The sequence below is a fragment of the Micromonospora sp. NPDC047707 genome, assembly GCF_040704235.1.
Classification (GTDB): domain Bacteria; phylum Actinomycetota; class Actinomycetes; order Mycobacteriales; family Micromonosporaceae; genus Micromonospora.
Genome location: NZ_JBEYSU010000001.1, coordinates 318,744 through 341,821, shown reverse-complemented (window position 1 = coordinate 341,821; position 23,078 = coordinate 318,744). Strand labels below are relative to the sequence as shown.

The window sequence follows — 23,078 nt, the reverse complement described above, 5'->3', positions numbered from 1 at the left end:
GGGACCCGCCACCCTGGACACGTGGAGGGACGGTTGAGGGCGATCCGTGCCGGCGCCGCCGAGCCGGGCGTCGGTGCGGCGTGGGCGCGGGAGGCGAGGGCGGAGCCCGAGCCGGCGCTGCCGGTGTGGCGGCCGGTACGCGGCGGCAACGCCTTCGAGATCACGGTCGCCCGGCTGGTCCAGGCGATCAAGCTGGGCATGGTACGGGTCGGCGAGCGGCTGCCCGCCGAACGCGAACTGGCGGAGCGGCTCCAGGTCAGCCGGGTGACCCTGCGGGAGGCGATAGCGGCCCTGCGGGACGCCGGATACCTGGAGTCCCGCCGGGGGCGGACCGGCGGAACGTTCGTCCGCTCGACGCAGCCCGCACCCGAGGCCGGCGGCCGGCCGGACGCGGGCGAGCTGGCCCGCGAGATGGGCGACCGGCTGCACGACGCGCTGGACTTCCGGCGGGTGGTGGAGTCGGGCGCGGCGGCCCTGGCCGCCAACCGCAGCCTGGCGGCCACCGAGCGGCAGCACCTCGTCGGTGCCCTGGCCGCCTCCCGGGACCGCGATCCGGCCACCCGCCGGGTGTCGGACTCCCGGCTGCACCTGGTCATCGCCGCGGCCAGCGGCTCGCCGTCGTTGGCTGCGGCCGTCGCCGACGTGCAGTTGACCCTCGACCGGCTCCTCGCCGCGATCCCGGTGATCACCAGGAACCTCGACCATTCCGACGCCCAGCACGCCCGGATCGTCGACGCCATCCTGGCCGGTGACGCGGGCGGCGCCCGGGAGGTGATGGAGGAGCACTGCGACGGCACCGCCGAGCTGCTGCGCGCGCTGCTCACCTGAGACGGCCCGGCCATTGACGAATGCAAAGGTTCGGTAGTAGACCTTTCCTATGGAGGCTCGCAGATGAGGAAGGCTCCGCTCACTCTCGAACAGCTGCGGGTCGCCGTCGCCGACCGGGAGATCGACACCGTCGTGCTGGCCCTGGTCGACATGCAGGGGCGGCTGCAGGGCAAGCGGTTCCACGCGCCGTACTTCCTGGACCAGGTGGTCGCGCACGGCAGCGAGGGCTGCAACTACCTGCTCGCCGTCGACGTCGACATGAACACCGTCGACGGGTACGCCATGTCCAGCTGGGAACGGGGTTACGGCGACTTCGCGATGGTGCCCGACCTGGCGACCCTGCGCCGGGTGCCGTGGCAGCCGGGCACGGCGATGGTCCTGGCCGACCTGGAGTGGCTGGACGGCTCCGGCCCGGTCGTCGCCTCACCCCGACAGATCCTCCGCCGGCAGCTCGACCGGCTGGCCGCGTACGGGCTGACCGCGTACGCGGGCACGGAGCTGGAGTTCGTGCTGTACCGGGACTCGTACGAGGAGGCCTGGCGGCGCGGGTACCGGGACCTCACCCCGGCCAACCAGTACAACGTGGACTACTCGCTGCTCGGCACCGCCCGGGTGGAGCCGCTGCTGCGGCGCATCCGCACCCAGATGGCCGGGGCCGGGCTGACGCCGGAGAGCGCCAAGGGCGAGTGCAACCTCGGCCAGCACGAGATCGCCTTCCGGTACGACGAGGCGGTGGCCTGCGCCGACCACCACGTCATCTACAAGAACGGCGCCAAGGAGATCGCCGCCCAGGAGGGCATGTCGATCACCTTCATGGCCAAGCCGAACGCCCGCGAGGGCAACTCCTGCCACATCCACTTCTCGCTGCGGGACCCCGACGGACGGTCCGCGATGCTCGGCGACGGGCCGGCCCACCTGTCACCGACCGGGCAGCGGGTGCTCGCCGGGCTGCTGGCCACGATGCGGGAGTTCAGTCTCCTCTTCGCCCCGAACGTCAACTCGTACAAGCGCTACCAGCCGGGGTCGTTCGCCCCGACCGCGCTGCGCTGGGGCACCGACAACCGCACCTGCGCGCTGCGCCTGGTCGGCCACGGCGCGGGGATGCGGGTGGAGAACCGGGTGCCCGGCGCCGACGTCAACCCGTACCTGGCGATCGCCGCGCTGGTCGCAGGCGCGGTGCACGGCCTGGACCAGAAGCTGGAGCTGGGTCCGGAGTGCACCGGCAACGCGTACGACGACATCCGGGCCGAGCGGGTTCCCGGCACCCTCCGGGAGGCCCACGACCTGTGGCGCACCTCCAGCCTGGCGAGGGACGCCTTCGGCGACGAGGTCGTCGCCCACTACGCCAACCAGGCCCGGGTGGAACTGGCGGCGTACGACGCCGCCGTGACGGACTGGGAGCTGTTCCGTGGCTTCGAACGTCTGTAGCCGCCCACGGCCCTCCGTGATCTCGCACTGTCGGCCCCCGGTTCGTGACGATGCGCGGCCCCCGTCGGGGCGGGAACCGCAAGATCGACGAGGTGCGGAGGGGCGGGGCGCGTGACGGACGTGGTGAACCCGGCAACCGGGGAGCGGATCGCCACTGTTCCCGGGGCGACCCTGGACGAGGTCGACGCGGCGATCGGGCGGGCCGCGGCCGCGTACGAGGCGTGGCGGAACGTCGCGCCCGGGGATCGGGCGCGGGTGCTGCGGCGGTTCGCGGCGCTCGTCGACGAGCACGTGGAGGAGTTGGCGCGGCTGGAGGTGCGCAACGCCGGGCACACGATCGGCAACGCGCGCTGGGAGGCGGGCAACGTCCGTGACGTGCTCGACTACTACGCGGGCGCACCGGAGCGGTTGACCGGGCGCCAGATCCCGGTCCCCGGTGGGCTCGACGTGACCTTCCACGAGCCGCTGGGCGTGGTCGGGGTGATCGTGCCATGGAACTTCCCCATGCCGATCGCCGCCTGGGGCTTCGCACCCGCCCTCGCCGCCGGTAACACCGTCGTGCTCAAGCCGGCCGAGCTGACCCCGCTCACCGCGCTGCGCCTCGCCGAGCTGGGCCGCGAGGCGGGCCTGCCGGAGGGCGTGTTCACCGTCCTGCCGGGCGCCGGCTCGGTGGTCGGGGAGCGGTTCGTCACCCATCCCGCCGTCCGCAAGATCTGCTTCACCGGCTCCACCGAGGTCGGCACCCGGATCATGGCCGGCTGCGCCGCCCAGGTGAAGCGGCTGACGCTCGAGCTGGGCGGGAAGTCCGCCAACCTGGTCTTCGCCGACGCCGACCTAAAGAAGGCGGCGGCGACGGCACCGTACGCCGTCTTCGACAACGCGGGCCAGGACTGCTGCGCCCGGTCGCGGATCCTGGTCCAGCGCCCGGTGTACGACCGGTTCCTGGAACTGCTCGAACCAGCCGTGCGGGCACTGCGGGTGGCGGACCCGGCCGCCGACACCGCCGAGATGGGCCCGCTCATCTCCGCCGGCCAGCGCGACCGGGTCGCCGGGTACGTCGACGGCGCGAAGGTGGCCTTCACCGGCTCCCGACCGGACGGCCCGGGCTTCTGGTACGCCCCGACGGTGCTGCTCGCCGACTCACCAACGGACCGGCACTGGCGGGAGGAGATCTTCGGCCCGGTGGTGTCGGTGCTGCCGTTCGACGACGAGGCCGAGGCGGTCCGGCTGGCCAACGACACCGAGTACGGCCTGTCGGGCTCGATCTGGACCCGGGACGTGGGCCGGGCGATCCGGGTGGCGCGGGCGGTGGAGTCGGGCAACCTCAGCGTCAACTCGCACTCCTCGGTGCGGTACTGGACCCCGTTCGGCGGGATGAAGCGCTCCGGCCTGGGCCGCGAGCTGGGCCCGGACGCGCTGCACTCCTTCACCGACGTCAAGAACGTGTTCATCGCGACGGGAGAGTGACGCCGTGCAGGGACGGTTGACGGACCGGGTGGCCGTGGTCACCGGGGCGGGCAGCGGGATCGGGCTGGCCACCGTGCGGCGGTTCGCCGCCGAGGGCGCCCGGGTCGTCTGCGTGGACATCGACCCCGAGGCGGGCAAGCGGGCCGCGGACGAGGTCGGCGGTGAGTTCGTCGCGGCCGACGTCGCCGACGAGACGGCCGTCCGGGAGCTCTTCGACGGCGTGGTCGCCCGGCACGGGCGGGTGGACGTGGCGTTCAACAACGCCGGCATCTCCCCACCGGACGACGACTCCATCCTGGAGACCGGCCTGGACGCCTGGGAGCGGGTGCTGCGGGTCAACACGACGAGCGTCTACCTGTGCTGCAGGTACGTGATCCCGCACATGCGGCGGCAGGGCAAGGGGTCGATCATCAACACCGCCTCGTTCGTCGCGCTGATGGGGGCGGCCACCTCGCAGATCGCGTACACGGCGAGCAAGGGCGGCGTGCTGGCGATGACCCGGGAGCTGGGCGTGCAGTTCGCCCGGGAGGGGATCCGGGTCAACGCGCTCTGCCCGGGGCCGATCGCCACCCCGCTGCTGCTGGAGCTCTTCGCCAAGGATCCGGAGCGGGCGGCGCGGAGGCTGGTGCACGTGCCGATGGGGCGGTTCGGGAAACCGGAGGAGATCGCCGCCGCGGTCGCCTTCCTGGCCAGCGACGACGCCTCGTTCATGACCGCGGCGCAGTTCGTCGTGGACGGCGGTATCACCGGCGCGTACGTGACGCCGCTGTGACCCGGCCGCTGATCGGCGTCACCGCGTACGTCGAGCCGGCGAGCTGGGCGACGTGGCGGGACGTGCCGGCGGTGCTGGTGCCGGAGGCGTACGTGCGGGCGGTGACCGCGGCCGGCGGCCGGGCGGTGCTGCTGCCCCCGGACGACCTCGACGCGGACGTGCTGGGCGTGCTGGACGGGCTGGTCCTGGCCGGCGGGCCGGACGTCGACCCCACCCGGTACGGCCAGGTTCCCGCACCGCGCACCGATCCCCGGCCGGCACGGGACGCCGGGGAGCTGACCCTGCTCACCGGTGCGCTCGCCGTCGACCTGCCGGTGCTGGGCGTCTGCCGGGGGATGCAGCTGCTGGTGGTCGCCGCCGGTGGCGCGCTGCACCAGCACCTACCCGACGTCGTGGGCCACGAGCGCCACCGCCCCGCGCCCGGGGTGTACGGGGCGCATCCCGTGCGGTTCGCGCCCGGCAGCCTGGCGGCGACCGTGATGGCCGGGGTCGACCGGGTGAACTCCTACCACCACCAGGGGGTCGCCGACCCGGGCGGCCTGACGGTGACCGGGTGGTCGGACGACGGCGTCGTGGAGGCGGTGGAGGACCGCCGCCGCTCCTTCCTGCTCGGGGTGCAGTGGCATCCGGAGGAGGAGCCCGACCCCCGGCCGATCACCGCGCTGGTGCGGGCGGCGGCGGGGTCCCGCGTCACGGCCGGCCCCGGTTAGTCCTGCACGCCGTCCCCGGGCGGCCGGCCCATCAGCGTCCGACGCGCCCGGTGCGTTACGTTGCTGGTCCGTCGGGGTACCAAGGCGGGCACGCCCGATGGATCATCGGGCCGAGGCGGGCAACGGCCGGATCGGGAGGCTGCATGAGCTCGGCCCAGGAGGGCGGGAAGCGGGGACACTCCTCCGAGGGTCCCATGGACGGGACTCTGTCCCCGCTGCTCGAGGCGGCCTTCGCGGCGGGTGGCGAGATGGGTGAGCGGCTGCGCCGCTTCGACTGGTCCACCAGCCCGCTCGGCACACCCGACACCTGGCCGTCCGCGTTCAGCCATGCCATCAGCACCACGCTCGCGTCCCGGTCGCAGCTGGTCATCTTCTGGGGGGAGGAGAACCGCGCCTTCTACAACGACGCCTACCGGCCGACCATCGGCGCCAAGCACCCGGACGCGATCGGGCAGCCGGCCCGCGAGCACTGGGCGGAGACGTGGGACGTCCTGGGCCCCGTGCTGGCGGACGTCCGCACGACCGGGGAGCCGTACTACGGCCAGGACCACCCCTTCGTCATCGACCGGCACGGATTCCTGGAGACGGTCTACTTCGACGTCTCCTACGACCCGGTCCGCGACGCCGGCGGGCGCGTGGCCGGGGTCTTCTGCATCGTGTCCGAGACGACCGGTCGGGTGCTGGGCGAGCGGCGCCTGCGGGCCCTCGCCGAACTCGGCGGTGAGCTGACCGAGGTCACCAGCACGGCCGAGCTGGGCCGCAGCGCCGCGCGGGTGCTCGACCGGCACCGGGCGGACATCCCATTCGCCCTGATCCACCTCCGGGACGACGCCGGCCGACTCGAGCTGTCCGGGTGCAGCGGCGTCGACCCGGCGTCGGTCACCCCACCGTCCCCGGTCCTGCTCACCGAGCTCGCCGCCGCGAACCCCCGCGACGGCGTCCCGGTGGCGGACCTGCTCGACGGCGTCACCGTCGCCGACCGGGCGCTGGTGCTGCCGATCACCGCCACCAACGAGATCGTCGGCACGCTGGTCGTCGGCATCTCGCCCCGACTCCAGTTCACCGACGAGTACCGCAACTTCTTCGACCTGCTGGCCGGGCAGATCTCGCGGGCGGTCGACAAGCAGCGGGCGTACGAGCAGGAACGCGCCCGCGCCGCCGAACTGGCCGCCCTGGACCGCGCGAAGACCAACTTCTTCGCCAACATCAGCCACGAGTTCCGTACGCCGCTGACGCTGGTGCTCGGCCCGTTGGAGGATCTGCTCGCCGACCGGGCGCTGCCGGAGGCGTACACCGACCGGCTGACGATGATGCACCGCAACGCGCTCCGGTTGCTCAAGCTCGTCAACACGGTCCTCGACTTCTCCCGGCTGGAGTCCGGCCGGATGGCCGCCCGCTACCAGCCGACCGACCTGGCCGGGTACACGTCCCGGTTGGCCAGCACCTTCCGCTCCGCCACCGAGCGGGCCGGCCTGCGGCTGACGGTGGACTGCCCGCCGCTGCCCGCGCCGGTGCACGTCGACCGGGACATGTGGGAGAAGATCGTCCTCAACCTCGTGTCCAACGCCGTCAAGTTCACCTTCGACGGCGAGATCCGGGTCCGGGTCCGGCCGGTCGACGGCGCGGCCCAACTGGAGGTCGCCGACACCGGCGTGGGGATCGTGCCGGAGGAGCTGCCGCACGTCTTCGAACGGTTCCACCGGGTGCCCGGGGTCCGCTCCCGGACGCACGAGGGCACCGGAATCGGCCTGGCCCTGGTCCGGGAGCTGGTCGAGATGCACGGCGGGCGGGTCGAGGTGCGCAGCGCGGTGGACGAGGGGAGCACGTTCACCGTGACGGTGCCGTTCGGCTCGGCGCACCTGCCCGCCGAGCGGATCGCCGAGGCCGAGGACGCCTTCCCGAGTGAGCTGGCGCAGGCCGAGCTGCACGTGGCCGAGACCGCGCTCTGGGCCGGCGCGCCCGCCGAGGGAATCGGCGCCGCCGCTCCCGGGGCGCGTGCCGGCGGGGCCGCCGCCGGGCGGATCCTGGTGGCCGACGACAACCCCGACCTGCGGGAACACGTCACCCGGCTGCTCGCCCCCTCGTGGGAGGTGGTCACGGCCGCCGACGGCGTGGAGGCGCTGCGGACGGCCGTCGAGAGCCCGTTCGACCTGGTGCTCACCGATGTGATGATGCCCCGCCTGGACGGCTTCGGGCTGGTCGCGGCACTCCGCGCGGACCCGCGTACCCGGCACGTGCCGATCGTGCTGCTGTCCGCCCGGGCCGGCTCCGCCGAGGCGGTAGCCGGCCTGTCCGTCGGCGCCGACGACTACCTGACCAAGCCCTTCTCCGGGCAGGAGCTGATCGCCCGCGTCCGGGCGAACGTCGACCTGGGCCAGCTGCGCGGCCAGCTCATCCGCCGGCTCCGAGCGCTGGCCGACGCCGCGGTGGCGGTCAACACCGCCCGCTCCACCAGGGACGTGCTCCAGGTCGCCGCCCGGCACGCGCTCAGCCTCGCCGAGGCCGCCCGGGTCGTGGTCAGCACGCCCGACGCCCGGTACGAGGCCGACGCCGGCGGCGTGACCGCCCTCGACCCGTCGTTCGTCCTGCCGCTGACCGACACCGCCGGTGACCAGCTCGGCGACCTGCGGGTCTGGCGGTCGGACGGCGACGGCGGGGAGACCGACGAGGCGGCGCTCACCCAGCTCGCCCGCCTGGTCGGCGTCCGGTTGGAGAACGCCCAGCTCTACGAGGCCGAACACCGCATCGCCACCACCCTCCAGCACAGCCTGCTGCCCCACTCGCTGCCGCAGCTGCCGGGCGCCGTCGTCGCCAGCCGCTACCTGCCGGGCACCGCCGACGTCGAGGTCGGCGGCGACTGGTACGACGTGGTCCCGCTCGGCGACGACACGCTCGTGCTCGTCATCGGCGACGTCGTCGGCAAGGGCGTCCGGGCGGCCGCCGTCATGGGCCAGCTCCGCAACGCGCTGCGGGCGTACGTGCTGGAGGGGTTCGACCCCGGCGCCTCCCTGACCCGGCTGAACCGGCTGGTGGGCTCCGCCGAGAGCCGCTCCTTCGCGACCGTGGTGTGCCTGTCGTTCAGCCCCCGCACCGGCCGGCTCCGGTACGCCAGCGCCGGCCACCCGTCCCCCCTGCTGATCCGGGGAGACGACGTGGCGTTCCTGCACGACCGGGCCCTGGGGCCGCCGGTCGGAGCGATCCCGGACACGGCGTACCGGACCGTCGACGGTGAGCTGGCCCCGGGCAGCCGGCTGCTGCTGTACACCGACGGCCTCATCGAGGACCGGCACCACGGCATCGACGCGGCGCTGGCGCTGCTGCGGCGGGACGTGGCGACGCCCCGCGAGCACGTCGCCGACCTCGTCGACGCGGTCGTCGAGCGGGTCGCGGAGCGGCCCCGCCGCGACGACGTCGCGGTCCTCGCGCTGGAGGCCGCCGAACTCAACCGGTTCGCCCTGCGGCTCCCGGCCGACCCGACCCGGCTGAGCGTGCTCCGCAAGCGGCTGGAGGACTTCCTCGTCGCCCACTCCGTCGGTGAGACCGACCTGTTCGACCTGACGGTGGCCGTCTCCGAGGCCGCGGCCAACGCCATCGAGCACCCCGTCGAGCCGGCGGAGCGGACGATCGGCGTCGAGGTCACCATCGAGGACCGTACGGTCGTCGCCACGGTCCGCGACAGCGGCCGGTGGCGGGAGTCGAGCGGCTCGGGCTTCCGGGGTCGTGGGCTGTCGCTGATCCGGGCACTGGGGGAGCTGTCGGTCCGCCGTACCGACGAGGGGACGGAAGTGACGCTGCGCCGGCGGCTGCAGAGCTAGGGCCCCGTTTCAGCCCCGGCCACGTCGGGACACGGTGTGGGACCCGCGTCACGGTCCCTGGCCGGGGCGCCGGGTCAGGGGGAGCGGTACCAGGCCTGCCCGCCCAGGCCGGAGATCTCCAGCACCCGGGCGACCTGCCGGGACGGCAGCACGGTGAGCGCCTCCGGGAACTTCTGGGCGAGGCGGACCACCGCGTGGATCGCCGCCGAGTCGAAGAACGTGACGGCCCGCAGGTCGAGCGTCACCCGCCGGGCCGGCTCCCGCAGGGCGGTCTGGAGCATCGTGTCGGCCGTGGCCATGTCGACCTCGCCGGTCACGACCACGTGGAGGTGATCACCGTCGAGCTCCGCGCTCGCGGAGAAGACGGGCGGCGCGCCCCCTTGATCCACGCAGACACCATGGCACAGCCGACCAGGCGGGGCAACAACCGGCCGTGACCGGCGGGGGCGGGGGCTGCCCGACAGCGCGGCGATAGGCTTGCGGAATGACCGCCCGTGCGCCGCTGACCCCAGGCACGCTCTCTCCGTGGCGGCAGGTGCCCGCCCACATCCCCCGGCCCGAGTACGTGGGGAAGAAGCGTCCCCAGGAGTGGCGTGGCTCGCACGTGCAGACCCCGGAGACCATCGAGAAGATGCGGATCGCCGGGCGCCTCGCGGCGCAGGCCACCCAGCTCGCGGGCGAGCACTGCAAGCCGGGCGTGACCACCGACGAGATCGACAAGGTGGTGCACGAGTTCCTCTGCGACCACGGCGCCTACCCGTCGACACTGGGCTACAAGGGCTTCCCGAAGTCCTGCTGCACCAGCCTCAACGAGGTGATCTGCCACGGCATCCCCGACTCCACCGTGCTGCAGGACGGCGACATCGTCAACGTCGACGTGACGGCGTACCTCAACGGGGTGCACGGCGACACGGACGCCACCTTCTGCGTCGGCGAGGTGAGCGAGGAGGCCCGGCTTCTGGTCGAGCGCACCCACGAGGCGATGATGCGGGGCATCCGCGCGGTCGCCCCGGGCCGCCAGATCAACGTGATCGGCCGGGTGATCGAGTCGTACGCGAAGCGCTTCGGCTACGGCGTCGTCCGTGACTTCACCGGCCACGGCATCGGGGAGTCCTTCCACAGCGGGCTCTACGTGCCGCACTACGACAGCCCCCGCCCCACCGACGTGATGGAGCCGGGCATGACGTTCACCATCGAGCCGATGATCACCCTCGGCACCTACCAGTACGACATGTGGGACGACGGCTGGACGGTCGTGACGAAGGACCGGAAGTGGACCGCCCAGTTCGAGCACACCATCGTGGTGACCGAGGACGGTCACGAGATCCTGACGTTGCCGTGACCGACACCCCTGCGGCGCTGCGCGAGGCGCACCACGCGGACGTGTCCGGCGGCTGGCTGCGGCCGGCGGTGTTCGGCGCGATGGACGGCCTGGTGACGAACATCGCCCTGATCGCGGGCGTGGGCGGCGGCGGCGTGTCGCCGCGGACCGTCGTGCTCACCGGCACCGCCGGCCTGGTGGCCGGCGCCATCTCCATGGGGCTGGGCGAGTACACGAGCGTCCGCTCCGCCAACGAGCAGGTGGCCGCCGAGGTCGCCAAGGAGCGCCGGGAGCTGGAACGGCACCCCGAGGCCGAGGCGCGGGAACTGGCCGACGCGTGGGTCGCCCGGGGTCTGCCCCGGGATCTCGCGGTGCAGGTCGCCGAGGCCGTACGCCGCAACCCGGAGGAGGCCCTGCGGGTGCACGTCCGGGAGGAGTTGGGCGTCGACCCGGACGACCAGCCCAGCCCGTGGGCGGCGGCGGTCTCGTCGTTCCTGTTCTTCTCGGCCGGTGCGTTGGTGCCGCTGCTGCCGTACCTGCTCGGGCTCACCAGTCTGTGGCTGGCGCTGGGCGTCGGTGGCCTCGGGCTCTTCCTGGCCGGGGCGGTCGTCGCCACGTTCACCAACCGGCCCTGGTGGTCCAGCGGACTGCGTCAGTTGCTGCTCGGCGGGCTGGCCGCCGCCGCGACGTACGCCATCGGCACGCTGATCGGCGTCCAGGGCGGGCTGTAGGCCGGCGCGCGCCGGCCGGGCCGGCCGGCACCCCGGTGTCAGCCGTCGCGCCGGCACACCGTGGTGTCAGCCGTCGAGGAGGTCGTCCACCGTGCCGTCCACGGGGCGACCGCGCGCGGCCAGCTCCTCGGCCTGCTTGGCGAGCACGGCGCCCACCTCGGTCATGTCGGCACCGGCGAGCCCGGTCCGGCGCACCGCGTCGCCAGGGTCACGGAAGTAGGTGCGGCTGAGCAGGCCGCTCACCGTCGCCGCCGCGAGCCGCGCCTCGCCGAGCATGAGCAGAGCCTGGTCGGTCTCGTACCACTCGGCCAGCCGGAGGGCCCGCGCGTGTGCCGCGCTGCCCCGGTACCAGGCCTGCCGGGCCGCGGTACTGAACTCGGCCGGCCGGGCCCGGGCCAGGCACCCGAGGTGCTCGTCGCGCAGCCTGCGCAACCAGCCGGTCGGATCGTGCAGGGCGCGCGTGGTCACGTACCGGTCGGCGGTGAGCGGCCAGAGCGGGCTGATCGCCCGAGCCCGGTGGAGGTAGTCGTCGGCGGCGGCGACGGTCAGGTCGACGAGCACGCCGTCCACCCGCCGGGTCGCCGCGGGCGGGCCGCCGGGACGGTACGTGACGACCAGCAGGCCGACCTCGCTGTCCCCGCCACCGTCGTCGTCGCCGTGGGCCAGGGGGCCGTGCACCGCCACCGCGAGGACGTCCGCCGGGAACCGCCGGCGCACCGCCTCCGCCACCCGCTCGGCGACGGCCCACCGTGGATCGTCCCGGTACGCCTCGCCGTCCTCGGAGTGCACGCCGCTCACCTCACGTCCCGCCGGACCTCGGCCACCGCCGGACGGGCACCACCCTAGGCCGTGTCCCGACCTGCCGGCGCGGGACGCGCCGACCGTCGTCGCCGGGGCCCGCCGCAGGCTCGGCCAGGGACGTCGGCACCGGCCCTACGCGCTCCCGTTCGCGCCGGACGGTCCGCCCGGCCCGGTGGGCACGAGCCGGAAGATGCGGATCTCGCGGCCGCCGGCCCGCCGCACGTACGTGCGGTACGCCGGCCACTCGGTCACCAGGAGCTGCCAGAGCCGTTCCCGTTCGGCGCCCTCCGCGACGTCGGCGCGTACCGGGATTCGGCGGCCCTTGACGTCCACCTCGGCAATCGGGTCGGCGAGCAGGTTCAACGCCCAGCCGGGCTGATGGGTCTGCCCCCAGTTCGACCCGATCACCACGTACCCGTCGCCGTCCGGCACGTACAGCAGGGGGTTGCTGCGGGGTTTGCCCGAGCGGCGGCCGGTGGTGGTGATGACCAGCGAGGGGATGAGCCCCAGGGCGACGACGCGCCCCCGGGTGAGGCGTCCGACGACGCGGTCGGCGGGGACGAGCAGGCGGGCGGCGGCGCCGAACCAGCGGTGGTGACCGACGCGGCGGGTGAGGGTTCCCAGTACGGACACGGGAACAGTGTGCCGGTTCGGCGGCCGGGAGGGCACCCCCGGGACCGCCGGCCCCCGCTGCCCGGTGGGTGGCGGGGGCCGCCGTGAGGTGGCGCGGTCACCGCTCAGTCGAGACGGCGTTCGACCGGTAGCCGGGAGCGGGTGAACAGGCCCGCCCCGAGCATCGCCACCAGCGGCACCACCACCAGCACGGCGAGGGTGGTGCCGGGCACGACCAGGGGGTACGGCTCGCCGACCGGCCAACTGTCGGTGTACCGCCGGTTGGTGGCGATCAGGATCATGAGGGCGGATCCGAGGCCGGCGACGATGCCGAGGGCCGAACCGAGGACGGCGATCACCCCGGCCTGGCACAGGGAGAGAATCCGGCGTACCGCCGGTGGCGCGCCCACGGCGGCCAGCGTGGACAGGTCGGCGCGCCCCTCGGCGGCGGCGAGCCCGGTCGCCACCCCGGCGGCACCGAGGGTGATCACGCCCGAGGCCGCGGCGAGCAGCAGCAGGAGGGGACGGGTGTCGCTCGCGGGCGGACCCTCCTCGTAGCCGACCGACACCGTCCCGTGCGGTCGCAGCGCGGCGACGAACCGGTCCCGACGGTCCCGGTCGGCCGCGTGTTCCGTGGCGAACGCCCAGCCGACCGGCTGGGCGGTCACGCCGAGGTGGGTGGTCGCGCCGGGAGAGAGCAGCAGCCGGTCCATCGCCAGTCGGTGGGTGCGTAGTGCGTAACCGGGCACGGTCGCGCGGGTGGAGACGGCGGCGTCGGCGCCGTCGCGCACGACGATCTCCAGCCGTCCGTCCACCAGGTAGCGCGGGTCGGTCACCACCGCGCCGCCGGCGCGCAGCACCGCCGCGGCCTCCGCGGCTTCGGCCGCGGTGGCGTCGGTGAGCAGCGGCAGCGTGCGGCCGTCGTCGACGGTGACGACGACGTGCGGGCCCCAGGGGTCCTCCGGTCCGCGCCGGCAGCGCTCGTCGGCCCGGGCCCGCCGCTGGTCCGCCTCGGTGAGACCGCCGCCCGCCGGCCACGGGCAGGCCCGGTCGGGTGGCAGCACCGGGGCGACCTGGCACGGGTCGGCCGCTGCCGCGCACCCGACCTCCACCAACGGCGCCAGTTGCCGGCCATTGAGGTGGGTCCGGGCCGCGGCGGCGACCGCGCTCTCGAGCGGGCCGACCGCCCCGTCCGGGCCGGTGACCCGGGTGGCGGCCTGCTCCGGCGATTCGACTCTGGTGACCAGCAGGGTCCCGGCCGGCAGGGCCGGGCGCCAGGACTGGTTGCTGCGGGCCTCGTCGCTCGCCAGGTACACGCCGAGGGCGACGCTGCCGGCGACCGCCGCCATCACCGCCGAGATCGCCGGGGCGGCCGACGACCGGTTGCGGCTGGCGTCCCGCAGGGCGATCCGCGGTGCCAGCGGCAGGACGCGGCCGACGCGGGCGAGCAGCCCGACCAGCGTCGGCGTGGCGAGGACCAGCCCCAGCTCGCCGAGGACCAGACCGGCGAGGATCACGGTCGGGTGAGTCCACACGACCGCTCCGGTGGCGGCGAGCACCGCCCCGGCGGCGGTGAGCGTCACCCCCGCGATCAGCCACCGGCGCCGGTACGCCGGTGGCGTACGCCGGCCGGCGAGCCCGGCCACCACGTCCTGCCGGGCGGCCGTCCAGGCCGGCACCAGCGCGGCGAGCACCCCGGCCAGCACGGCGACCGCGGCGATGGCCAGCAGCAGCGCGGGTGGGGTGCGGTAACCGCCGAAGCGTTCCCCGAAGACGTACTCCTCCACCAGCGGTCGGGCGGCGACGGCCGCGGCGACGCCGAGGGCCAGGCCGCCGCCGGCCCCGACGGCTCCGAGCACGATCCCGTCCGCGAGGACGATGCGGCGCAGGTGTGCGTCGTCACCGCCGGCCACCGCGACCAGCGCAAGGTCCCGCCGACGCCGCCGGACGCCGACCGCGAAGGCGGGCCCGACCAGGAGTACGACCTCGAGCAGGGCGAGCCCGCCGACCAGCACGATCCCGCTCGCGTCCGCCACGTCCACCGACGCGATCCGGGAGATCCCGCCCGGGGTGCGGCCGTCCTCCGTCGGTGGCCCGGGAACGCGGGCCTGTACCACGTACCCGTGCTCGTTCAGCCGGCGGATCAGGTCCTCGCCGACGGCGCCCGGCAGGTCCACCAGCCAGGTGGCCTCCTCGTCGACCTGCGGACCGGGGGGCAGTACGACCAGGGGGCTCAGCTGGTCGGGGAACTCGACCACGCCGACCACCGTCCAGGTGCGACGGCCGTCCGCGGAGGTGACCGTCCCGCCGAGGCGGGTGTCGAGCCGCCGGAGGGCGGCCGGGTTGGCCGCGATCTCGCCGGGGACGGCCGGCGCGCGGCCGGCGTGGACGCGGGCCAGGCCGCGCCCGAGCGGATCGGTGAGGTCGACGACCCGGCCGGAGACGCCGTCCTCGACGCGGTCCCCCACCCGGGCCTCGAAGAACGCCCACCGCAGGATGGGCAGGACGCGCGCACCGGGTGGGAGCAGGCCGGTGACCTGCTCCGCGGTGACCCGACCGGGTGGGACGAGGTCGTCGCCACGCTGCCCCCACCCGTCGCCCCACGGAGCCTGCGTGACCGGGTTACGGGCCACCGGTAGCAGCTCGGCGTCCGCGGCGCCGAGCTGGCGCGCGGCGCGTTCGGGCCGGGTCAAATTGGACATGTCCCAGGTCGTCGCCGCGAAGGAGAGGACCAGCACGGGCAGCGCGATCATCGCGAGCACCAGCGCGGTCCGGCCCCGGGCGCGGCGCGCCTCCCGCCGGGCGATCCGTAGCGCGACCCACCACGAGCCGGCCGCCGCGACGAGCCGCGCGCCGCGCCGACCGCGGCTCACCGGCCGCTGCCGGTCAGCAGCTGCTCGACGTCACCCAGCGGCGCCGTCGAGTCGACCATCACCCCGTCGCGCAGGAACACCACCCGGTCCGCCCAGGCGGCGTGCCGCGCCTCGTGGGTGACCAGCACCCCCGCCGCTCCCGCGTCGACCCGGCGGCGCAGCAGGTGCAGCACCGCCTCGCCGGTCTGCGAGTCCAGCGCGCCGGTCGGCTCGTCGGCCAGGACGAGCCGTCGTTCGCCGACGAGCGCCCGGGCGATGGCCACCCGCTGCTGCTGCCCGCCGGAGAGCTGGTCCGGGAAGCGGTCGCCCAGCTCCGGCAGGCCCACCTCGGCGAGCGCGTCCAGCGCGAGCCGGCGGGCCCGTCGCACGCCGGCGCCGTCGAGTTCCAGGGGGAGCGCGACGTTCTCGACGGCGGTCAGGCTGCCGAGCAGGTTGAGGTCCTGGAAGATGTAGCCGATGCGGCGCCGCCGCAGCTGGGCCAGGCGCCGCCGATCAAGCCCGCCGAGCCGCTGACCCTCGACGTGGACGTCCCCGGCGGTCGGGCCGTCCAGCCCACCGGCGAGGGCGAGCAGCGTGGACTTGCCCGACCCGGACGGCCCCATCACCGCGACGAGTTCCCCGGCGTGGACGGTGAGGCTCACCCCCCGCAGAGCGTGGACGGCGGCCGGGCCGCTGCCGTGGGTGCGGTGCACGTCGCGGACGTCGAGCACGGGGACGCGCGCCTCGTCCCCCGCCGGGCTCACCGCCGGGCCCTCTCGTCGGTCCGCTCCACCGCCTCGGCGGCGGGGTCGTGCCCGGCCGCCGGTGCCGCCGGCCGGTGCCGCACCAGACTGCTCTCGCAGTGGTCCAGCCAGCGGACCTCGGCCTCGGCCTGGAAGACCATCGCGTCCAGCACCAGACGCCAGGGCAGGTCCTCCGGCCGGTCGCTCGCGTACTTGAGCCGGGTCAGTTCCTGGAGGGTCCGTATGGTGGCGGCGCGCTGGGTCTGCACCACCGACCGCACGTCGACGCCGGGCGTGGTGAGCGCGAGGGCGAGCTTGATGGCGAGCTCGTCGCGGGGCCGGTCGGCCCGGCTGATCGGGGTGGCGAACCAGAGCGCCAGGTCCGCCCGTCCCGCGTCGGTGATCTCGTACGGGCGCTGCCCGGCCTCGCTCTCCGGCAGCGACCGCACCAGCCCGTCCCGTTCCAACCGGGAGAGCGTGGTGTAGACCTGTCCGATGTTCAGCGGCCAGGTGGACCCGGTCGACTCCTCGAACGCCGAGCGCAGCTGGTAGCCGTACATCTGACCGCGTTCGAGCAGGGCGAGCAGCCCGTGACGGATGGACATGGTTCCGGAGTATGCATACCTGGTATGTCAGCGGCAACCGGAGCGCCGGCCGTGGCCACCACCTGTGGCGGACCTGTCAGGCGGGACGGCCCGGAAACGGCACGGTCAGCGGTGTGATCCCGGCGGTCCGGCGCCAGCGGGTGGCCCGTACGGCGCAGTCGACCAGCGCGGCGAGGGCGTGGTCCCGGTCGGCGCCGGTGGTGGCGGCCACCGCCGCCCGCCAGAACGCCCCGGTCCGTTCCTCCACCTCCACGGCGAGCCGGAGCGCACTCGCCGCGTCGGTCACCGGGAACGGCAGGGCGTAGCCGGCCCGGTCGGGCGGGACGGTGCCGCCGCCGGTGCTGAGCTTGAGCACGAGGTCGTCGCGGCGCCGCCGGTGCGCCGCCTCCGCGTCCCGTGCCGCCTTCCGGGCGGCGCCGGTGAGGCGTACCCCGATCGGGCCGTAGGCCCAGATGGCGGCGTACTCGGCGGTGAGCGCGGCACCGAGCGCGGCGGAGGGCCCGGCGGTGGGGGTCGGTGCGGTCACCGGAGTACCTCCAGATGCGTGGCGCGGGCGGCGGTGACGGACGCGAGCAGCGCGGCCCGTTCGGCCGGTGCCTCCGCACACGCGCGGGTCGCCGTCTGCCGGGCTGTCGTCTCGCGTTCGCGCAGCGCGGCGAGCGCGGTGTCGGGGTCGGCCGCCGGGGCGCCGGGAGGCGCGGTGGCGGTGGCCGACGGCAGGGCTATCCGGGCGACCCGGGCCAGCTCCGCCGCGTGGGCGGCGTGCGCCTCGGCGATCGGCGTCAGCCGCCCGGCCAGCGTGGGGTGTGCGGCGGCCGCCTCCCGGTACGCCGCGGCGAGTGCGAGTGCCTCGTTGACGAGCGGTGCGAGCGGGTCGGGCCCCGGGGCCGGTTCCGCGTCGCGGTCGAATGGATCACAGCCGGTGAGCGGTGCCACGGCAGCACCGAGCGCCAGGAGGGCGCCCGCCCGTATCACGTTTCGCCGGGAATGCCGGGTTGTCCCGTCGCGCTCTGTCGTTCTGCCCGTCGCCACCGGACAAGTCAACACCATCCTTACCGGCCCGGTGGCCATCGGCCTCGGTGCGCCGGCCGGGCCGGTACGCGGACGGCGCGTTACGCTCTGCGCAACCACCGGCGCGTCCGCCCCGGTGGCGTACCGTCGTGGCGACCGGACCGGGCACCGCGACCAGCAGAAGGGGCGCAGATGACGCAGCGTGGCCGTGCCACCCGGCCGACCGGGCCGACGGGGCGACCGCGGCACCCGGCCGGCACGCGGGGCACCGACCGCGTGGCCCGCGGCGGCGACCTCGCCGCGCGGCGCGCACGCCTGCGCGAGGTCATCGAGCCGGTCGTCACCGACGCCGGGTACGACCTGGAGGACCTGTCGGTGTCCCGGGCCGGCCGGCGGCACGTGGTGCGGGTGATCGTGGACGCCGACGGTGGGATCAACCTGGACGCCGTCGCGGACGTCTCGCGGGCCGTCTCCGCCGCGCTGGACGCCGCCGAGGAGGCGGGCGGGGACATCGTGGCCGGGGAGTACCAGCTGGAGGTCAGCTCGCCCGGCGTGGACCGGCCGCTCACCCTTCCCCGGCACTGGCGGCGCAACACCGGCCGGCTCGTCAAGGTGACCGTGCGCGGCGGCGAGACCGCCGGCGACCGCCAGGTCACCGGGCGGGTGGTCGAGGTTGACGACGAGCGGGTGGTCCTGGAGACCGACGCCGGTCGCGCCGAATGGACGTACGCCGACCTGGGCCCCGGGCGGGTGCAGGTCGAGTTCACCCGCCTCGACGAGATCGACGAAGCGGACGAGTTCGACGGCACGGACCAGGCCGGCGGAGCCGGCGACACCGACGACTTCGACGACGACGATGTGGAGGACGAGGAGAGGTGAACATCGACCTCGCGGCGCTGCGCGCACTGGAGCGCGAGCGGGAGATCCCGTTCGACACGATCCTCGCGGCGATCGAGACCGCGCTGCTGACGGCGTACCGGCACACCGAGGGTGCGGAGCCGCACGCGCGGGTGGAGATCGACCGCAAGACCGGCGCGGCCCTGGTGTACGCCCAGGAAATGGACTCCGAGGGCAGCGTGGTGCGGGAGTGGGACGACACCCCGCACGACTTCGGCCGGATCGCGGCCATGACGGCCAAGCAGGTGATTCTCCAGCGGCTGCGGGAGGCCACCGACGAGGCCCACTTCGGCGAGTACGTGGGCCGCGACGGCGACCTGGTCACCGGTGTCGTCCAGGCGCACGAGGCGCGCGCCGAGAAGGGCATCGTCACCGTCGACCTGGGCAAGCTGGAGGGCGTCCTGCCCCAGTCGGAGCAGGTGCCCGGCGAGCGGTACGCGCACGGCGAGCGGATCCGCTGCGTGGTGGTGCACGTGGCCAAGGGAATGCGCGGCCCGCAGATCACGTTGTCCCGGTCGCACCCGGCGCTGGTGAAGAAGCTCTTCGCCCTGGAGGTGCCGGAGATCGCCGACGGGACGGTCGAGATCAGCGCGATCGCCCGTGAGGCAGGTCACCGTACGAAGATCGCCGTCCGCTCCACCGCGCCCGGTGTGAACGCCAAGGGGGCGTGCATCGGGCCGATGGGGCAGCGGGTGCGGGCCGTCATGAGCGAACTGCACGGTGAGAAGATCGACATCATCGACTGGTCGGACGACCCGGCGACCTTCGTCGGCAACGCGTTGTCGCCGGCCAAGGCGCTGCGGGTGGACGTGGTGGACCTGGCCACCCGCACGGCCCGGGTGACCGTGCCGGACTTCCAGTTGTCGCTCGCCATCGGCCGGGAGGGGCAGAATGCCCGGCTTGCGGCCCGGTTGACCGGTTGGCGGATCGACATCCGGTCCGACGCCGAGCCGACCGGCCCGGCCGGGGGCGGGGGTGCCGATCACGTCCCGGAGCCGGGCGGCGCGATCTCCGGAAGCTAGGGGTAGACTTTCCCCGGTGGCACGACGCGCGCAGCCGGAGCGCACCTGTGTGGGTTGCCGGCGACGTGCGCCGGCCGGTGAACTGCTGCGGATCGTCGCGATCGGTGACGGGGCTGGACACAGCCTTCGGCCCGATCCGGCCCGCAGATTGCCGGGTCGGGGGGCGCACTTGCACCCGGATCCGGCCTGCTTCGCGCAGGCGGTGCGGCGTCGCGCCTTCGGGCGGGCGCTGCGCGTCACCGGGGTCCTCGACCACGGTGAGCTCGCGGCGCACCTCGATGCGCCAACCACGACGTCCGGTCAACCCGACCGGGCGCGGGTCGCTAGCAAGGTAGGACGACCGACATGAGCACACGATGAAGTCGCAGAAATGACCAGGCTTCAAGTGCACGAGTGAGGTCGCTGCGGGTGCTGCCCGCACGACCTCGGAGTGAGGAGTGCAGTGGCAGGAAAGGCCCGCGTACACGAGCTTGCCAAGGAGCTCGGGGTCGAAAGCAAGACCGTTCTCGCCAAGCTCAAGGAGATGGGCGAGTTCGTGAAGTCCGCGTCCAGCACCGTCGAGGCGCCCGTCGCCCGACGGCTGCGTGGCGCATTCGTCAACAACGGCGGTGCCCCGGCGCCGGCCGCCCCGCAGGCGGCCGCTCCGACGGCTCCGGCGTCGACCCCGACCCCGTCGCCGGCCCCGGGCGCGCCCCGCGTCTCGGCCAAGCCGATGCCGCCCCGGCGGCCGGGTGCGCCGACCCCCGGGCCGAAGCCCAAGGGGCCGGTTCCGGGCCCGCCGCAGCCGGCGGCGCCGGTTGCGAAGCCGGCGAGCGCCCACGACATCGAGGTGGCGGCCGCCGAGGCGCGTGCCGCCGCACTGAAGGCCGAGCAGGAGGCCGCGGTCAAGGCCGCGCAGGCTGCCCGGCAGCAGCAGCGGGAGAACGTCCGTCGGGAACCGCCGACGGAGGGTGGCCCGCGTCCCGGCCCGCGTCCGGGTCCGGGCGGCATGCCGGCCCGGCCGGGCACCCCGGCCGCCGGTCGTCCCGGTGGGCCCACCCCGGGCCCCGGTGGTCGGCCGGGTGGCCGCCCGCCGGCGCGTGGCGCCGGTAACAACCCGTTCGGCATCCAGGGCGGTCAGCAGCAGCGCCCGCCGGCCGCCGGTGCGGGCGGTCCCCGCCCGAGCCCGGCGTCGATGCCGCCGCGGCCGAGCCCGGCGTCGATGCCGCCGCGGCCCAGCCCGGCGTCGATGCCGAGCCAGCGTCCCGCGACCGGTCGCCCCGGCGGTCCCGGTGGCGGTCGTGGCGGCCCCGGTGGCGGCGCAGGTCGTCCCGGCGGCGGTGGCGGTGGCTTCCGCGGCGGTCCCGGTGGCGGCGGCGGTGGCGGTGGCTACCGTGGCGGTCCCGGTGGCGGCGGCGGTGGCGGTGGCTACCGTGGCGGTCCCGGTGGTGGTGGCGGTGGCGGTGCCGGCGGCGGTTTCCGCCCGGGTGCCCCGGCTGGTGGCGCCGGTCGTCCCGGTGGTGGCGGTCGCGGTCGCGGCGGCGGCGCCGCGGGTGCCTTCGGGCGTCCGGGTGGCAAGCCGACCCGTGGTCGCAAGTCCAAGAAGCAGCGCAGACAGGAGTTCGACAACCTGTCGGCCCCGACCATGAGCTCGGGTGCTCCCCGGGGCCAGGGTCAGGTCGTCCGGCTGTCCCGTGGCGCCTCGCTGTCGGACTTCGCCGACAAGATCAACGCCAACCCGGGTTCGCTGGTCCAGGAGATGTTCAACCTGGGCGAAATGGTCACGGCGACCCAGTCCTGCTCCGACGACACCCTGCTGCTGCTGGGTGAGCACCTCGGCTTCAACGTGCAGATCGTCAGCCCGGAGGACGAGGATCGCGAGCTGCTCGCGCAGTTCAACATCGACCTCGACGCCGAGGTGGCGGAGGACCGCCTAGTCAGCCGTGCGCCGGTGGTGACCGTCATGGGTCACGTCGACCACGGTAAGACCAAGCTGCTCGACGCGATCCGCAAGGCGAACGTGGTGGCCGGCGAGGCGGGTGGCATCACCCAGCACATCGGCGCGTACCAGGTCCACGTCCCGCACGAGGGCGAGGACCGGGCGGTGACCTTCATCGACACCCCGGGTCACGAGGCGTTCACCGCCATGCGTGCCCGTGGTGCCCAGGTCACGGACATCGTGGTGCTGGTGGTGGCGGCCGACGACGGCGTCATGCCGCAGACCATCGAGGCGTTGAACCACGCCAAGGCGGCGGACGTGCCGATCGTGGTCGCGGTCAACAAGGTCGACAAGCCGGAGGCCAACCCGGACAAGGTCCGCCAGCAGCTGACCGAGTACGGCCTGGTCGCCGAGGAGTACGGCGGCGACACCATGTTCGTCAACGTGGCCGCCAAGCCGGGCATCGGCATCGAGGACCTGCTCGAGGCCGTCCTGCTGACCGCCGACGCGTCGCTGGAGCTGACCGCTCCGATCGACGGGCCGGCGCAGGGTGTGGCGATCGAGGCGCACCTGGACAAGGGCCGCGGTGCGGTGGCGACGGTGCTGGTGCAGAAGGGCACCCTGCGGGCGGGCGACTCGATCGTCGCCGGCGGGGCGCACGGCCGGGTCCGTGCGATGCTCGACGAGAACGGCAACCAGGTCTCCGAGGCGGGTCCGTCCCGTCCGGTGCTGGTGCTGGGTCTGACTGCGGTGCCGGGGGCGGGCGACACGTTCCTGGCCGCCGAGGACGACCGCACCGTGCGGCAGATCGCCGAGCAGCGCCAGGCGCGGCGGCGGGCGGCGGCCTTCGCCAACTCCCGTGGCCGGGCCACCCTCGAGACGCTCATGGAGCAGCTCAAGGAGGGCGAGAAGACCTCGCTCAACCTGGTGCTCAAGGGCGACGTCTCCGGTTCGGTGGAGGCCCTCGAGGACGCCCTGTTCGCCCTCGACATCCCCGAGGAGGTCCAGCTCAGGATCATCCACCGGGGCGTCGGTGCGATCACCGAGAGCGACGTCATGCTGGCGAGCGCCTCGTCCGAGGCGGTCACGATCATCGGCTTCAACGTGCGGGCTGCCAACAAGGTCCGTGAGATGGTTGACCGCGAGGGCGTGGAGATCCGGTACTACACCGTCATCTACCAGGCCATCGAGGAGATCGAGGCGGCGCTCAAGGGCCTGCTCAAGCCGGAGTACGAGGAGGTCGAGCTCGGCACCGCGGAGGTCCGCGAGGTCTTCCGCTCGTCCAAGATCGGCAACATCTCCGGTTGTATCGTCCGGTCGGGCCTCATCCGGCGCAACGCCAAGGCCCGTCTCCTGCGCGACGGCACGGTGGTGGCGGACAACCTCACCATCAGCTCGCTCAAGCGGTTCAAGGACGACGCGACCGAGGTGCGCGAGGGCTTCGAGTGCGGTCTGACCCTGGCCGGGTACAACAACGTCCAGGTCGGCGACGTGATCGAGACCTTCGAGATGCGGGAGAAGGTACGCGCCTGATCCGCTGAGACA

At 74.4% G+C, this 23,078-nt stretch carries 20 protein-coding genes; 12 read left to right on the top strand and 8 right to left on the bottom strand.

Going from position 1 to position 23,078, the window contains the following annotated elements:
* The first annotated feature begins 21 nt into the window (after positions 1-21).
* The 6 genes from AB0873_RS01660 (at position 22) to AB0873_RS01635 (ending at position 9,020) form a co-directional block, all read left to right on the top strand.
* On the top strand, positions 22-828 hold the full coding sequence (locus AB0873_RS01660; protein WP_366597972.1) for an FCD domain-containing protein: 807 nt from the start codon (positions 22-24) through the stop codon (positions 826-828).
* A 63-nt stretch (positions 829-891) separates the two neighbouring features.
* Complete coding sequence (locus tag AB0873_RS01655) at positions 892-2,256, top strand: glutamine synthetase family protein (RefSeq protein WP_366597971.1); 1,365 nt, start codon at positions 892-894, stop codon at positions 2,254-2,256.
* Between the two features lie 111 nt (positions 2,257-2,367).
* Positions 2,368-3,723 (top strand): aldehyde dehydrogenase family protein, encoded by a 1,356-nt coding sequence (locus AB0873_RS01650; RefSeq protein ID WP_366597970.1) that lies wholly within the window; start codon positions 2,368-2,370, stop codon positions 3,721-3,723.
* Positions 3,724-3,727: 4 nt separating this feature from the next.
* Positions 3,728-4,495, top strand: coding sequence for a 3-oxoacyl-ACP reductase (locus AB0873_RS01645; protein ID WP_155333561.1), 768 nt, complete (start codon positions 3,728-3,730; stop codon positions 4,493-4,495).
* Positions 4,492-5,205 carry a gamma-glutamyl-gamma-aminobutyrate hydrolase family protein gene (locus AB0873_RS01640; RefSeq protein WP_366597969.1) on the top strand — a complete coding sequence of 238 codons (714 nt, stop codon included), beginning with the start codon at positions 4,492-4,494 and terminating at the stop codon, positions 5,203-5,205. Before AB0873_RS01645 ends, AB0873_RS01640 begins: the two co-directional genes overlap by 4 nt.
* A gap of 143 nt (positions 5,206-5,348) precedes the next feature.
* Complete coding sequence (locus AB0873_RS01635; protein ID WP_366597968.1) at positions 5,349-9,020, top strand: SpoIIE family protein phosphatase; 3,672 nt, start codon at positions 5,349-5,351, stop codon at positions 9,018-9,020.
* Positions 9,021-9,094: 74 nt separating this feature from the next.
* Here AB0873_RS01635 and AB0873_RS01630 read toward each other — a convergent pair whose 3' ends face one another.
* Positions 9,095-9,409 (bottom strand): STAS domain-containing protein, encoded by a 315-nt coding sequence (locus tag AB0873_RS01630; RefSeq protein ID WP_366597967.1) that lies wholly within the window; start codon positions 9,407-9,409, stop codon positions 9,095-9,097.
* 95 nt (positions 9,410-9,504) lie between these two features.
* On the opposite strand from AB0873_RS01630, the gene map reads away from it, so the two are divergent.
* Positions 9,505-10,362, top strand: coding sequence for a type I methionyl aminopeptidase (gene map, locus AB0873_RS01625; protein ID WP_366597966.1), 858 nt, complete (start codon positions 9,505-9,507; stop codon positions 10,360-10,362).
* On the top strand, positions 10,359-11,072 hold the full coding sequence (locus tag AB0873_RS01620; protein WP_155333556.1) for a VIT1/CCC1 transporter family protein: 714 nt from the start codon (positions 10,359-10,361) through the stop codon (positions 11,070-11,072). Before map ends, AB0873_RS01620 begins: the two co-directional genes overlap by 4 nt.
* 66 nt (positions 11,073-11,138) lie before the next feature.
* Here the strand turns inward: AB0873_RS01620 and AB0873_RS01615 are convergent, their stop codons facing one another.
* From AB0873_RS01615 to AB0873_RS01585, 7 genes are all read right to left on the bottom strand, one after another.
* Complete coding sequence (locus AB0873_RS01615) at positions 11,139-11,861, bottom strand: nucleotidyltransferase domain-containing protein (protein ID WP_366597965.1); 723 nt, start codon at positions 11,859-11,861, stop codon at positions 11,139-11,141.
* A 144-nt stretch (positions 11,862-12,005) separates the two neighbouring features.
* Positions 12,006-12,506: a nitroreductase family deazaflavin-dependent oxidoreductase gene (locus AB0873_RS01610; protein WP_155333554.1), complete on the bottom strand. Its 501-nt coding sequence runs from the start codon at positions 12,504-12,506 to the stop codon at positions 12,006-12,008.
* A 104-nt stretch (positions 12,507-12,610) separates the two neighbouring features.
* Positions 12,611-15,358, bottom strand: a complete 2,748-nt coding sequence (locus AB0873_RS01605) for an FtsX-like permease family protein (RefSeq protein WP_155333553.1) — start codon at positions 15,356-15,358, stop codon at positions 12,611-12,613.
* The gene (locus tag AB0873_RS01600; protein WP_196255750.1) at positions 15,355-16,101 is read right to left on the bottom strand and encodes an ABC transporter ATP-binding protein; all 747 of its coding nucleotides are present in this window, start codon (positions 16,099-16,101) and stop codon (positions 15,355-15,357) included. The genes AB0873_RS01605 and AB0873_RS01600 overlap by 4 nt, the downstream gene beginning before the upstream one ends.
* The gene (locus tag AB0873_RS01595; RefSeq protein ID WP_155333552.1) at positions 16,098-16,685 is read right to left on the bottom strand and encodes a PadR family transcriptional regulator; all 588 of its coding nucleotides are present in this window, start codon (positions 16,683-16,685) and stop codon (positions 16,098-16,100) included. The genes AB0873_RS01600 and AB0873_RS01595 overlap by 4 nt, the downstream gene beginning before the upstream one ends.
* A gap of 76 nt (positions 16,686-16,761) precedes the next feature.
* On the bottom strand, positions 16,762-17,211 hold the full coding sequence (locus AB0873_RS01590) for a ferritin-like domain-containing protein (RefSeq protein WP_366597964.1): 450 nt from the start codon (positions 17,209-17,211) through the stop codon (positions 16,762-16,764).
* Positions 17,208-17,621, bottom strand: coding sequence for a hypothetical protein (locus AB0873_RS01585; RefSeq protein ID WP_366597963.1), 414 nt, complete (start codon positions 17,619-17,621; stop codon positions 17,208-17,210). Before AB0873_RS01585 ends, AB0873_RS01590 begins: the two co-directional genes overlap by 4 nt.
* A gap of 267 nt (positions 17,622-17,888) precedes the next feature.
* On the opposite strand from AB0873_RS01585, the gene rimP reads away from it, so the two are divergent.
* The 4 genes from rimP (at position 17,889) to infB (ending at position 23,066) form a co-directional block, all read left to right on the top strand.
* Positions 17,889-18,575, top strand: coding sequence for a ribosome maturation factor RimP (rimP, locus tag AB0873_RS01580; RefSeq protein ID WP_366597962.1), 687 nt, complete (start codon positions 17,889-17,891; stop codon positions 18,573-18,575).
* Positions 18,572-19,615 (top strand): transcription termination factor NusA, encoded by a 1,044-nt coding sequence (gene nusA / locus AB0873_RS01575; protein ID WP_366597961.1) that lies wholly within the window; start codon positions 18,572-18,574, stop codon positions 19,613-19,615. Before rimP ends, nusA begins: the two co-directional genes overlap by 4 nt.
* Before the next feature lie 16 nt (positions 19,616-19,631).
* A complete protein-coding gene (locus AB0873_RS01570; RefSeq protein ID WP_155333547.1) occupies positions 19,632-19,964 on the top strand; it encodes a YlxR family protein in 333 nt (110 codons plus the stop codon).
* 93 nt (positions 19,965-20,057) lie between these two features.
* On the top strand, positions 20,058-23,066 hold the full coding sequence (gene infB, locus AB0873_RS01565; protein ID WP_366597960.1) for a translation initiation factor IF-2: 3,009 nt from the start codon (positions 20,058-20,060) through the stop codon (positions 23,064-23,066).
* Positions 23,067-23,078: the final 12 nt, after the last annotated feature.

Excerpts from the sequence above, each read along its gene's own strand:
- AB0873_RS01655 (WP_366597971.1), top strand. The coding sequence starts at position 892 with ATGAGGAAGGCTCCGCTCACTCTCGAACAGCTGCGGGTCGCCGTCGCC.
- AB0873_RS01635 (WP_366597968.1), top strand. The coding sequence starts at position 5,349 with ATGAGCTCGGCCCAGGAGGGCGGGAAGCGGGGACACTCCTCCGAGGGT.
- map (WP_366597966.1), top strand. The coding sequence starts at position 9,505 with ATGACCGCCCGTGCGCCGCTGACCCCAGGCACGCTCTCTCCGTGGCGG.
- AB0873_RS01595 (WP_155333552.1), bottom strand. The coding sequence starts at position 16,685 with ATGTCCATCCGTCACGGGCTGCTCGCCCTGCTCGAACGCGGTCAGATG.
- rimP (WP_366597962.1), top strand. The coding sequence starts at position 17,889 with ATGACGCAGCGTGGCCGTGCCACCCGGCCGACCGGGCCGACGGGGCGA.